The following is a 12795-nucleotide window of genomic DNA, read 5'->3' on the forward strand; positions in this document are numbered from 1 at the left end:
CCGGCCTCCCTTGAAGTAGTCATCGACCGGCGCACGACGTTCGAGCCCCAAACGAAAATGGCCGGGCAGAGCCCGGCCATGAACGTTCATTCATACGTCGTGCGGTGGGATCAATGCAGCGCAGTCGTATTGAGCTGCTGCTGGATCGTCTTGAAGTGATCGAGCCGCTCGATCGCGCGATCGAGCTCGTTGCCCTGCTTCTCGTTCAGCTTGGATTCCATGCCGGCGATCTCGGCCGCGAAAGCGGTCTGGTCGAGCTCCTTCAGCGACGTGGCGACGTCGGCGAGAACCGTCAGACCCTTGTCCGAGATCTCGGCAAGGCCGCCGAGCACGATGATCTTCTGCTGCGATCCGCCTGATGTCACCGTCAGGATACCCGGCCGCAGCGTCGCCACGAACGGCGCATGCCCGGCGAGCACGCCGAAATCACCCTCCTGGCCGGGAACGTCGACCTGGTCGACCTCGCCCGAGAAGGCGATCTTTTCCGGCGAGACGAGATCGAAATGGAAAGTAGCCATTGGGGAAACCTGCGAATAGCGAATAGCGAATGGCGAGTAGTGAAGGAGGAAGCAGCGAACAGCTCGTCTATTCGCTGCTCCCTATTCGCCCTTAGGCTGCCTCAGCGGCCAGCTTCTTGCCCTTCTCGACCGCCTCGTCGATGTTGCCGACCATGTAGAAGGCGGCCTCCGGCAGGTGGTCGTACTTGCCTTCACACAGGCCCTTGAAGCCCTTGATGGTGTCGGCGAGGTCGACGAACTTGCCCGGCGATCCCGTGAAGATTTCGGCGACGTGGAACGGCTGCGACAGGAAGCGCTCGATCTTGCGGGCGCGGGCCACGGTCAGCTTGTCCTCTTCCGACAGCTCGTCCATGCCCAGGATGGCGATGATATCCTGCAGCGACTTGTAGCGCTGCAGAATCTGCTGGACCTGACGCGCGGTCTGATAGTGCTCCTCGCCGACGACCAGCGGGGAGAGCATGCGCGAGGTCGAGTCGAGCGGGTCCACCGCCGGGTAGATGCCCTTTTCCGAGATCGCGCGGTTGAGCACGGTGGTGGCGTCCAAATGCGCGAACGAGGTCGCCGGCGCCGGGTCGGTCAAGTCGTCGGCCGGCACGTAGATGGCCTGCACCGAGGTGATCGAGCCCTTGTTGGTGGTGGTGATGCGCTCCTGCAGCGCGCCCATGTCGGTGGCGAGCGTCGGCTGATAACCCACCGCCGAGGGGATGCGGCCGAGCAGCGCCGACACTTCCGAGCCGGCCTGGGTGAACCGGAAGATGTTGTCGACGAAGAACAGCACGTCCTGGCCCTGGTCGCGGAAGTGCTCGGCGACGGTGAGGCCGGTCAGGCCGACGCGGGCGCGGGCGCCGGGCGGCTCGTTCATCTGGCCGAACACCAGCGCGCACTTCGACTTGACGCTCGGATCGGGATTGTGCGGATCGGCGTTGACCTTGGATTCGATGAACTCGTGATAGAGGTCGTTGCCTTCACGGGTACGCTCGCCGACGCCGGCGAACACCGAATAGCCACCGTGCGCCTTGGCGACGTTGTTGATGAGCTCCTGGATCAGCACGGTCTTGCCGACGCCGGCGCCGCCGAACAGACCGATCTTGCCGCCCTTGGCGTAGGGAGCCAAGAGGTCGACGACCTTGATGCCGGTGACGAGAATCTCGGCTTCGGTCGACTGGTCGGTGTAGCTCGGCGCGTCCGCGTGGATCGGACGCAGGCCCTCGGCCTCGACCGGACCGGCCTCGTCGATCGGCTCGCCGATCACGTTCATGATGCGGCCGAGCGTGCCGACGCCCACCGGCACCTGGATCGGCGAACCGGTGTCGGTCACCTCCTGGCCGCGGACCAGACCTTCGGTGGTGTCCATCGCGATGGTGCGCACGGTGGATTCGCCGAGATGCTGGGCCACTTCGAGCACCAGGCGGTTGCCGGCGTTCTTGGTTTCGAGCGAATTGAGAATGGCCGGCAGGTGACCTTCGAACTGCACGTCGACGACGGCGCCGATGACCTGGGTGATGCGACCGATCTGGTTGGCTGCGGTAGCCATTGAGTGTCTCTCCTTACGATCCGTATACGAAACCACGGTCGGCTCGACCGGGATATGTTCCTGGGTTGCGCTTCAACGGGCGCTGCGCGATCCGGCTAGACCGCCTCGGCGCCCGAAATGATTTCGATCAGTTCCTTGGTGATCATCGCCTGACGCGTGCGGTTGTAGATCAGCGTCTGCTTGCGGATCATCTCGCCGGCGTTGCGCGTGGCGTTGTCCATGGCCGACATCTGCGCACCGTAGAACGAGGCGTTGTTTTCGAGCAGTGCGCGGAAGATCTGCACCGCGAGATTGCGCGGCAGCAGTCCAGCCAGGATCTCGTCCTCTTCCGGCTCGTATTCGTAAGGCGCCAGCGGCGCCGCATTGGCCGGGCGCGCTTCGACCACCAGCGGAATGATCTGCTGAGCGGTCGGGATCTGCGCGATTACCGAGCGGAAGCGCGAGTAGAACAGGGTGCAGACGTCGAATTCGCCGGTCTCGAAGCGGGCAATCACCTTCTTGGCGATCTCGTCGGCATTGGCGAAGCCGATCTGGCGTACGGAGCGCAGGTCCATGTGCTCGACGATCTGCTTGTCGAACTGGCGGCGAAGCTGCTCATAACCCTTGCGGCCAACGCAGAAGAACTTCACCTCCTTGCCCTGGTTCATCAGGGCGAGCGCACGCTCGCGCGCCAGGCGGACGATCGAGGAGTTGAACGCGCCAGACAGGCCGCGCTCGCCGGTGCAGACCAGCAGCAGGTGCACCTGATCGCGACCGGTGCCCGCCAACAGCTTCGGGCCGCCGGCGGAGGCGATGGTGGCGCTCGCGATGTTGGAGATCACGGCGTCCATCTTCTCGGCATAGGGACGCGCCGCTTCGGCCGCCTGCTGCGCGCGGCGCAGCTTGGAGGCGGCGACCATCTGCATGGCCTTGGTGATCTTCTGCGTCGCCTTGGTCGAGGCGATGCGGACCCGCATGTCTTTCAGTGACGCCATTGTTCGTCTAGCTCACCCCGGCGGCCGATCCGTTGAAGACCCGACCGCTCAACCCTGAGATTGGTCATGCCCGGCCTGGCGCCGGGCATGAGATGTCACGTTGTCCCACCCCGAAGGGCGTGGATCGCCGGCCGGAGCCGGCCACGACCTCGCGATCAGGCGAAGGTCTTGGCGAAGCCCTCGACGACCGCCTTCAGCTTGGCGGCGCTGTCGTCGGACAGATCCTTGCTGTCGCGGATCGCGTTGAGCAGGTCGGCATTCTTGCCGCGCAGCAGCGACAGCAGGCCGTCCTCGAAGGCGCGCACCTTGTTGAGCGGCAGCGGATCGAGATAGCCGTTGGTGCCGGCCCAGATCACGCAGACCTGCTCTTCCATCTTCAGCGGCGAGAACTGCGGCTGCTTCAGGAGCTCGGTCAGGCGTGCGCCGCGGTTGAGCAGGCGCTGGGTCGAGGCGTCCAAGTCGGAGCCGAACTGCGCGAAGGCCGCCATCTCGCGGTACTGCGCCAGCTCGCCCTTGATCTTGCCGGCGACCTTCTTCATCGCCTTGGTCTGGGCGGAGGAGCCGACGCGCGACACCGACAGACCGACGTTCACGGCCGGACGGATGCCCTGGAAGAACAGATCGGTCTCCAGGAAGATCTGGCCGTCGGTGATCGAAATGACGTTGGTCGGAATGTAGGCCGACACGTCGTTGGCCTGGGTCTCGATGACGGGCAACGCGGTCAGCGACCCCAGACCATGGTCCTTGCTGAGCTTGGCGGCGCGCTCGAGCAGGCGGGAGTGCAGATAGAACACGTCGCCCGGATAGGCCTCGCGGCCCGGCGGACGGCGCAGCAGCAGCGACATCTGGCGATAGGCGACGGCCTGCTTCGACAGATCGTCATAGATGATGACGGCGTGCATGCCGTTGTCGCGGAAGTACTCGCCCATGGTGCAGCCGGTGAACGGGGCCAGATATTGCATCGGGGCCGGATCGGACGCGGTGGCGGCGATGACGATCGAATACTCCAGCGCGCCCTGCTCTTCGAGCACCTTCACGAACTGAGCGACGGTGGAGCGCTTCTGGCCGATCGCGACATAGACGCAGTACAGCTTCTGGCTCTCGGGAGCGCCAGCGACGTTCAGCGGCTTCTGGTTCAGGATGGTGTCGAGCGCGATCGCGGTCTTGCCGGTCTGACGGTCACCGATGATCAGCTCGCGCTGGCCACGGCCGACCGGGATCAGGGCGTCGATCGCCTTGAGGCCGGTCGACATCGGCTCGTTCACCGACTTGCGCGGAATGATGCCGGGGGCCTTGACGTCGACGCGCTTGCGCTCGGTGGCCTGGATCGGGCCCTTGCCGTCGATCGGATTGCCGAGCGCGTCAACGACGCGGCCGAGCAGACCCTTGCCGACCGGAGCGTCGACGATGGCGCGGGTGCGCTTGACGGTCTGGCCTTCCTTGATCTCGCGGTCGGCGCCGAAGATGACGACGCCGACATTGTCGGTCTCGAGGTTCAGCGCCATGCCGCGGGTGCCGTTCTCGAACTCGACCATCTCGCCGGCCTGGACGTTGTCGAGACCGTAGACGCGGGCGATACCGTCACCGACGGACAGCACCTGTCCGACTTCGGTGACTTCGGCTTCCTGCCCGAAATTCTTGATCTGGTCCTTGAGGATCGCGGAAATTTCCGCGGCGCGGATGTCCATCAGCCTGCCTCTTTCATCGCGTGCTTGATCGAGTTGAGTTTGGTGCGAAGCGAACTATCGATCATGCGGCTGCCGAGCTTGACGACGAGCCCGCCGATAATCGCTGGATCGACTTTCACGTTGAGCGCGACCTCCTTGCCGGTCACCGTCTTCAGTGAGGCCTTCAAGGCGTCGAGATTCTTGTCCGAGAGCGGCTCGGCGACGACGACGTCGGCCGTGGCCTCTCCCTTGTATTTGGCGACCAGCGCGTTGAAGGCGCGGATCACGTCGGTCACCGCGAACAGGCGGCGGTTGGCGGTCAGCACGCGCAGCACGTTGGCGGCGACGCCGGCGATGCCGGCCTTGTCCAGCACGGCATTCAGCGCCTTGAGCTGCACGTCCGCACCGAACACCGGACTGCGGACGAGGCGCTTGAGATCGGCGCTCTCATCGAGGAGGGCATTGAACCTGTCGAGATCGGCCTTGACCGCATCGACGGACTTTTCGTCACGGGCCAGTTCAAACAGGGCCGTCGCGTAACGACCGGACACACCGGATACGGAGGGATCTTCAGCAGCCACAGACGTGCTCTTTTTATATGCGCCCAACCCACAAGAGGGACACCGGCGCGCCGCTGCGGCGCAAACCAGTTAAGCCCTTGGAATTCAAGCAGGACTTTGATTTTCGATCGCCGCGGGAGCAGCTTGATCACGAAAAGCGGCGCTTTGCTAACATAGCGTACGCGCAGCCGCAACAAGCGGCGGCCCGCTATTCGGCACCTTGTTGCCGCGCCGCGGTCGGAGCCTACGCGCCGTCCAACGGCCTCGCTGATCGCGCCCTGCGCGCGACCCGACCCCGATACCAGCCACTCAGCGCAAGGTTCCAGCTGTTGCTGCATGGCCGCCATGCTGGTTTGGCCTTGACTCCCGTCGGCGGTGCCCAGCGGCCGCCGGCCAGCCCGCACCGACATTACTTGCTGACATCTTGGCATCCTAAGTGAGAACTTAACTCAACAGTATTTTGAAGTATTTGATCGTTAATCAAACGTTAACGTGGTGGATTACGGAATTTTCCGTGATGAGTAGACCGCGATGCAAGATGTTTCGATCAGAGCGGAACAATTTCTACTGCCCCATTCACGCCTCATTGCCCCACCAAACGGCGCCCGCCTCAACACCTGACGGGGGTCCACTGGCCGCAGAACGCGGCAATACTGTTCGAGGGACATAGATGCTGAAACTGAAGAACCTCTCGGCTGGCAAGATCGCCGGCTCGCGCACCGCGCTCGCTGTTGCCGTGACGCTGATCGTCGGCGGCAGCGCCACCGAAGCCTCGGCCCGGTCCAGGCACCACCAACACCACGCTCGCCACCACCATCATCACATGGCGCGTCATGCTGCTCAGCCCGCGGCCGACTCGTTTTCGAACGGATGGTCGTCCAACGGCTCCTCGTGGATGAACTCCAACGCAGCGGTCACGCCGTCGTCCGGCACCGGCCGCACTTTCTCCGGCATGGCGTCGTACTACGGCAACGAGTCCGGCAGCCGCACCGCCTCCGGCCAGCGCATGAACGCCAACGCGATGACCTGCGCTCACCGCTCGCTGCCGTTCGGCACCAAGCTGCGCGTGACCCATGGCGGCAACAGCGTCATCGTCACCGTCAACGACCGCGGCCCGTTCATCCGTGGCCGGGTGCTCGACCTGTCGACCGGCGCAGCCCGCGCCATCGGCCTGACCCGCGCCGGCGTCGGCCGCGTCACCGCCGAGGTCGTGTCGTAAGATACCCGATCTTTCCGCGCGTCATTGCGAGGAGCGAAGCGACGAAGCAATCCAGAGTCCCAACCCGGCCCTGGATTGCTTCGCTGCGCTCGCAATGACGGTGGAGAGAGCGCTACAAGAAGCTCTGCGGGTCGACGTCGACCTCGAGCTTGAGATTGCCCTTGGGCTTCTCGGCATGCGCCAGCCAGTGGCGCAGATAATCCGACAGATCGAAATTGCGGGCCGACTTGAGCAGCAGCCGGAAGCGGTAGCGGCCCTTGATCACCGCGAGCGGCGCCTCGGCCGGGCCGAGCAGCAGCACCCCCTCCTCTCGCGGCGCTGACGCGACCAGCCGGCGGGCGAAGCCTTCGGCAGTAGGCCGATCCCCCGCCGAGATGATCAGGCTCGCCAGCCTGCCGAACGGCGGATAGCCGGTGCGCTCGCGCGCGTCGATCTCGCTGGTGTAGAACGCCTCGCGGTCGCAGGCGACCAGCGCCTTCATGACGGGGTGCTCGGGCTGGTGGGTCTGCAGATAGCCGCGACCCCGCCCCTGCTCGCGGCCGGCGCGGCCGATCACCTGGTTCAAGAGCTGCCAGGTGCGCTCGGCGGCGCGCGGATCGCCATTGCCGAGGCCGAGATCGGCATCGACCACCCCGACCAGATTGAGCCGCGGAAAGTTGTGGCCCTTGGCGACGAGCTGGGTGCCGATGATGAGGTCGACGCGGCCTTCGGCGATCTCGGTCAGCTCGGCGCGCATGGTTTCGATCGAGGTGATCAGGTCGCTCGACAGCACCATGCTGCGCGCCTCAGGAAACAGCGCCGCCGCCTCCTCCTGCAGCCGCTCCACGCCGGGCCCCACCGCGACCAGCGATTCCTCGGCCGCGCAATGCGGGCAGGTCGGCGGACGCGGCATCGAGAACCCGCAATGGTGACAGACGAGGCGCTGGCGAAAGCGGTGATCGACCAGCCACGCGTCGCAGATGGTGCAGGCGAAGCGATGGCCGCAGGCGCGGCACAGGGTCAGCGGCGCATAGCCGCGGCGGTTCAGGAACAGCAGCGCCTGCTCGCCGCGCTCGATCGCGGTGCGGATCTCACCCGCCAGCCGCGGCGAGATGTAGCGGCCGCGCGGCGGCGGCTCGCGCCGGAGATCAATGGCCTCGATATGCGGCATGTGCTGGCCGCCGAACCGCGACGGCAGCGCGACGCGCTGATAGCGGCCCTTGCGGGCATTGACCTCGGTCTCGACCGAAGGGGTGGCCGAGGCCAGCACCACCGGAAATTTGGCGATGTGGCCGCGCACCACCGCCATGTCGCGGGCGTGGTAATGCGCGCCCTCGTCCTGCTTGTAGGCCTGATCGTGCTCCTCATCGATGACGATCAGGCCGAGATCGGCATAGGGCAGGAACAGCGCCGAGCGGGCGCCGACCACGACCGGCGCCTCGCCGGCAGCGATCGCCGCCCAGTTGCGCTGGCGCGTGCGCGGGGTCAGCTCGGAATGCCATTCCAGCGGCCGCACGCCGAAGCGGCGCGAGAAGCGGTCGAGGAACTGGCCGGTGAGCGAAATCTCAGGCATCAGGATCAGCGACTGCCGGCCGCGGCGGACGGTCTCGGCGACCGCCTCGAAATAGACTTCGGTCTTGCCGGAGCCGGTGACGCCGTCGAGCAGCGCGACCTGGAAGCCGCCATCGGCGGCCAGCGCCCGCATCGCCGCGACGCCGGCCAGCTGCGCGTCGAAGAACTCGGGCTGCGCGAACGACGGATCGGGCGCCGGCGGCGGCAGCGCACGCGGCATCGCCTCGACCGTGAGGGTCCTCTCGTCGACCAGGCCGTCGATCACGCTGCTGGAGACGCCGATCTCGCGGACGAGGTCGGACTTTCCATGCAGCAGACCGTCTGACACCGCCTCGATGACCCGCCGCCGCGCCGGCGTCAGCCGCTTGGGCGGCTCGCCGACCAGGCGGACGCCGAGCCGGACACGCTCCGGGCCAAGATGCTCGCCCATGCGCAGGCACATCCGCAGCACCATGCCACGCGGCGACAGCGTGTAATTCGCGACCCAGTCGACCAGCGAGCGCAGCTCCGGCTTGAGGGGCGGCACCTCGAGCTTCTCGCTGACGTCCTTGAGCCGGTTGTGCAGCCGCGGATCCGGATTGGCATTCTCCGCCCACACCACCGCCAGTACCTCGCGCGGCCCGAGCGGCACGCCGACGATATCGCCCGGCTTCAGATCCATGCCGCGCGGCACGCGGTAGGAATAGGTGTGGTCGAGCGCGACCGGAACCAGCACGTCGACCACGCCGGTCGTGCTGGCTGCACCTGGAAAGAGGTCGGTCGCGCGGTCCATGAGGGCGGAGATAGCCTTGCTCTGGCTGAAGCGAAAGCCGTCCGGCAAAGTTAGCGAACGGTAAAGGACGACAGTGCGATATACATGACTCGACGAGATGAGATCGAGCTGTTCCCGCGAGCGCCATTGCACTCCCTCTTCCCGCTCTTGCGGGGAGAGGCGCAAACCGAGTTCGCGGCGATCGACAACGCTTCACAGCGACCCATCCGTGGGCACGGACGCCATGGCAAAGCAAACAGAGCCGACTCACGCGGACACGGACGAAGAGTCTGAGGCCACCGCCCTCCTCGGCGCCGACGAGGGCGTCGTCCAGGCCATGATGCAGTGGCTGGCGCATCTGCGCAGCGAGCGCCGGCTGTCCCCGAAGACGGTCGAGGCCTACGCCCGTGACCTCCGGCAGTGCCTGCAATTCCTCTGCATCCATTGGGGCGAGCCGGTGACGCTGGTGCGCTTCGCCGGGCTGGAGGCCGCCGACATCCGGGCTTTCATGGCGATGCGCCGCGCCGACGACATCGCCGGACGTTCCCTGATGCGAACCTTGGCGGGCCTGCGCTCGTTCGGGCGCTTTCTGGAGCGCGAGGGCACGGGCAAGGTCGGCGCCCTCTCAGGAATCCGCGCGCCAAAGATCGCCAAGAGCCTGCCGAAGCCGCTGCCGATGGACGCCGCCAAGCGCCTCGCCGATGCCGACGAGCGCGCCGGCGAGACCCGCGAGACCTGGGTGCTGGCACGCGACGCCGCGGTGATGGCGCTGCTGTATGGCTCCGGCCTGCGCATCTCCGAGGCGCTCGGCCTGAAACGCCGCGAGGTGCCGCGTCCCGGCGAAGGCGACGTGCTGGTGGTGACCGGCAAGGGCAACAAGACCCGGATGGTGCCGGTGCTGCAGAACGTGCTGCAGCTGATCGACGAGTATGCCAGGCTTTGTCCGTACCCGCTGCCTGCGGAGGGGCCGATGTTTCTCGGCGCCAAGGGCGGTCCGTTGAGCCCGCGCATCATCCAGCTCGCGATGGAGCGGCTGCGCGGCGCGCTGGGCCTGCCGGACAGCGCCACGCCGCACGCGCTGCGCCATTCCTTCGCGACGCACCTGTTGTCGCGCGGCGGCGACCTGCGCGCGATCCAAGAGCTGCTCGGCCACGCCTCGCTGTCGACGACGCAGATCTATACCGGCATCGATTCGGAGCGCCTGCTGCAGGTCTACGCGTCAGCGCATCCGCGACGGTGACATTTTTCGTTCATATCGTTTCGCTTGCGCTGTCCCCCCGGTTCCGGCAATCGTCTTGGCTGCTTGATCCGGAGGGGACAGATGAGCGCACATGAGAGCATGGAGCATGCGGAGCATGCCGAGCACGCGTCCGGCGAAAACAAGAAGATCGCGCTGCTGATCGCCGTCATAGCCCTGTTCCTGGCGCTGTCCGAAACGCTCGGCAAGGGCGCGCAGACCGAATCGATCAGCAAGAACGTCGAGGCCTCCAACCTCTGGGCCTTCTTCCAGGCCAAGACCGTTCGCCGCACCGTGGTGCAGACCGCCGCCGAGCAGGGCAAACTGAGCTTGCCGGCGCTGCCTGACGAGGCGGCCAAGGCGGCGTTGCAGAAGCAGATCGACGATTGGCAGAAGAATGCTGCGCGCTATCGCTCCGAGCCCGAAACCGGCGAAGGCAGCGAGCAACTCGCCGAGCGCGCCAAGCATGCCGAGCACGAACGCGACGAGGCGACGGCAAAGTACCACCACTATGAGCTCGCGTCGGCCGCCTTCCAGATCGGCATCGTGCTGGCGTCGGCGACGATCATCACGGGAATGATCGTTCTGGCCTGGGCCTCCGGAGGGCTCGCGCTGATCGGTATTGCCATGACGCTGCTCGGCCTGTTCCAGCCGCATCTCTTGCATCTGCACTGAGGTCAGCGACAGCAACTGGCTTGCGACGTCGCGACCACCACTACCGCGCCTGCTGCACGCTCCTGCGGAAGCGCATGATCACGCGCAGCACGCGCGATGACCAGCCATCGGCATTGCCGTGGATGATCTCGCGGATGCGCTGCTTGATAGGATCGACCAGCGCCGCGGCTTTCCTGCGCAGCGCGAGCACGGCCTCGTAGAGCCACGCGAACCAGGACATCTGCAGCAGCTTGCTGCGCGTCACATCGAAGATGAAGGCGGTGACGCCGACACCGACGATCTTGCCGAACACGATCGTGGCCAGCGCAAACTTCCACTGCTGGTGCATCAAAAGCCACATGCCGATCAGCTTGAGCGGAAACAGCAGCACGACCGGCACGACGAAGACGATCAGGGTCAGCGCCGGCGACAGGGTCTCGATGCGCGCGGCCAGCCAGTGCTTGAAGCTACGCAGCGGTACCGCGGCGACGATGCGCGCCACGATCGGCTCGAGATGGTCCCACAGCCAAGCTTCGATCAGGAAGATGATCGCGAGCAGAACCCAGAACGGCTGAAGCAGGCGGCGCAGCATCGGACTCCATCTCCGCCAGGCCTCGCGGGTTGAGGCCGCTATGACGATACGACCTCGCGCCTTGCCGTTCGGTTCAGCGTCAAAAGCGGGCGTTTTGTCGCACCCACCGAAGGCGCCTCCGGGCGTCCATCACATATGGATGGCCCGCTTACCCACCGCAAGCGCGGCTTCCTTCACGGCCTCCGACCGTGTCGGATGCGCGTGGCAGGTGCGCGCGAGATCCTCGGCAGAGCCACCGAACTCCATCAATACGGCGGCCTCGTGAATGATTTCCCCGGCCTCGCGGCCGATGATATGGGCGCCGAGCACGCGATCCGTCTTCGCATCGGCTAGGATCTTCACGAAACCGTCAGTGGTCTGGTTGACCTTGGAACGGCCATTCGCGGTAAACGGAAACTTCCCGACGGTATAGGCGACGCCGGCCTGCTTCAGCTCGTCCTCGGTCTTGCCGACGGAGGCCACTTCGGGCGTCGTGTAGACCACGCCTGGAATGACGTCGTAGTTCACGTGCCCGGCCTGGCCCGCGAGGATCTCGGCCACCGCGACGCCCTCGTCCTCCGCCTTGTGCGCGAGCATCGGCCCTGCAACGACGTCGCCGATGGCGTAGACGCCGGGCACGCTGGTCGCGAAATGATGGTCGATCTGGACGCGGCCGCGGTTGTCGAGCGCGACGCCCGCTTCCTGCAGCCCGAGTCCCTCGGTGTAGGGCACGCGGCCGATCGCCACGAGCACCACGTCGGCTTCGATCTTCTCGGCCGCGCCGCCGGCCGCCGGCTCGATCATGGCCGAGAGCGTCGTGCCAGAGGTGTCGACACCGGTCACCTTGGCACCGAGCTTGAACGCAAAGCCCTGCTTCTCGAGGATTCGTTGGAACTGCTTGGCGATCTCGCCATCCATGCCGGGCAGGATGCGATCGAGGAATTCGACCACGGTGACCTTGGCGCCGAGGCGGCGCCACACCGAGCCGAGTTCGAGCCCGATCACGCCGGCGCCGACCACCAAGAGCGTCGAAGGCACCTTGTCCAGCGACAGAGCTCCGGTCGAGGACACGATGCGCTTCTCATCGATCTCGATGCCCTTGAGCCGCGCGATGTCCGAGCCCGTCGCGATCACGATGTTCTTGGTCTCGACGGTCTGCACGGCGCCGTCATTGCCGGTGACCTGCAGCTTGCCGGTGCCGAGGATCTTGCCCTTGCCCACGAGCACGTCGATCTTGTTCTTCTTCATCAGGAACTCGACGCCCTTGACGTTGCCGTCAATGCCCTGCTGCTTGAAGTTCATCATCGCCGGCAGATCGATCTCGGGCTGGGGCACCTTGATGCCCATCTTGGCGAAGGAGTGCCCGGCTTCCTCGAACAGCTCCGAGGCGTGCAGCAGCGCCTTCGACGGCATGCAGCCGACATTGAGACAGGTGCCGCCGAGGGTGGCGTTCTTCTCGACCACGGCCACCTTCATGCCGAGCTGTGCTGCGCGGATGGCGCAAACATAACCACCGGGTCCGGTGCCGATGACGACGAGATCGTAGGATGCCATGATCG

Annotated in this window: 11 protein-coding genes; 3 read left to right on the forward strand and 8 right to left on the reverse strand. The window is 65.7% G+C overall.

Annotated features, from left to right (window positions below; translation table 11 throughout):
* Positions 1-110: 110 nt before the first annotated feature.
* The 5 genes from ACQR03_RS29650 to ACQR03_RS29670 form a co-directional block, all read right to left on the reverse strand.
* A complete protein-coding gene (locus tag ACQR03_RS29650; RefSeq protein ID WP_315715938.1) occupies positions 111-518 on the reverse strand; it encodes a F0F1 ATP synthase subunit epsilon in 408 nt (135 codons plus the stop codon).
* Between the two features lie 91 nt (positions 519-609).
* Positions 610-2052 (reverse strand): F0F1 ATP synthase subunit beta, encoded by a 1443-nt coding sequence (atpD, locus tag ACQR03_RS29655; RefSeq protein WP_315715937.1) that lies wholly within the window; start codon positions 2050-2052, stop codon positions 610-612.
* A 95-nt stretch (positions 2053-2147) separates the two neighbouring features.
* Complete coding sequence (locus tag ACQR03_RS29660; protein WP_434842135.1) at positions 2148-3026, reverse strand: F0F1 ATP synthase subunit gamma; 879 nt, start codon at positions 3024-3026, stop codon at positions 2148-2150.
* Between the two features lie 155 nt (positions 3027-3181).
* Complete coding sequence (gene atpA, locus ACQR03_RS29665) at positions 3182-4714, reverse strand: F0F1 ATP synthase subunit alpha (RefSeq protein ID WP_315715935.1); 1533 nt, start codon at positions 4712-4714, stop codon at positions 3182-3184.
* Complete coding sequence (locus ACQR03_RS29670) at positions 4714-5274, reverse strand: F0F1 ATP synthase subunit delta (RefSeq protein ID WP_434842134.1); 561 nt, start codon at positions 5272-5274, stop codon at positions 4714-4716. Before ACQR03_RS29670 ends, atpA begins: the two co-directional genes overlap by 1 nt.
* Before the next feature lie 649 nt (positions 5275-5923).
* Between ACQR03_RS29670 and ACQR03_RS29675 the strand changes: the two genes are divergently transcribed.
* Positions 5924-6472, forward strand: a complete 549-nt coding sequence (locus ACQR03_RS29675) for a septal ring lytic transglycosylase RlpA family protein (protein WP_434842133.1) — start codon at positions 5924-5926, stop codon at positions 6470-6472.
* A 112-nt stretch (positions 6473-6584) separates the two neighbouring features.
* Here the strand turns inward: ACQR03_RS29675 and ACQR03_RS29680 are convergent, their stop codons facing one another.
* Positions 6585-8795 (reverse strand): primosomal protein N', encoded by a 2211-nt coding sequence (locus tag ACQR03_RS29680; RefSeq protein ID WP_434842132.1) that lies wholly within the window; start codon positions 8793-8795, stop codon positions 6585-6587.
* Positions 8796-9111: 316 nt separating this feature from the next.
* Here ACQR03_RS29680 and ACQR03_RS29685 point away from each other — a divergent pair, with 316 nt between their 5' ends.
* Both ACQR03_RS29685 and ACQR03_RS29690 read left to right on the forward strand, forming a co-directional pair.
* Positions 9112-10014: a tyrosine recombinase XerC gene (locus ACQR03_RS29685; RefSeq protein ID WP_315750843.1), complete on the forward strand. Its 903-nt coding sequence runs from the start codon at positions 9112-9114 to the stop codon at positions 10012-10014.
* An 81-nt stretch (positions 10015-10095) separates the two neighbouring features.
* Positions 10096-10686: a DUF4337 domain-containing protein gene (locus tag ACQR03_RS29690; RefSeq protein ID WP_315715931.1), complete on the forward strand. Its 591-nt coding sequence runs from the start codon at positions 10096-10098 to the stop codon at positions 10684-10686.
* 40 nt (positions 10687-10726) lie between these two features.
* Here ACQR03_RS29690 and ACQR03_RS29695 read toward each other — a convergent pair whose 3' ends face one another.
* Positions 10727-11257 (reverse strand): hypothetical protein, encoded by a 531-nt coding sequence (locus ACQR03_RS29695; protein ID WP_315750633.1) that lies wholly within the window; start codon positions 11255-11257, stop codon positions 10727-10729.
* A 129-nt stretch (positions 11258-11386) separates the two neighbouring features.
* The gene (gene lpdA, locus ACQR03_RS29700) at positions 11387-12790 is read right to left on the reverse strand and encodes a dihydrolipoyl dehydrogenase (RefSeq protein WP_315715929.1); all 1404 of its coding nucleotides are present in this window, start codon (positions 12788-12790) and stop codon (positions 11387-11389) included.
* Between the last annotated feature and the right edge of the window lie 5 nt (positions 12791-12795).

Source organism: Bradyrhizobium sp. HKCCYLS3070 (assembly GCF_051167575.1).
GTDB lineage: Bacteria > Pseudomonadota > Alphaproteobacteria > Rhizobiales > Xanthobacteraceae > Bradyrhizobium.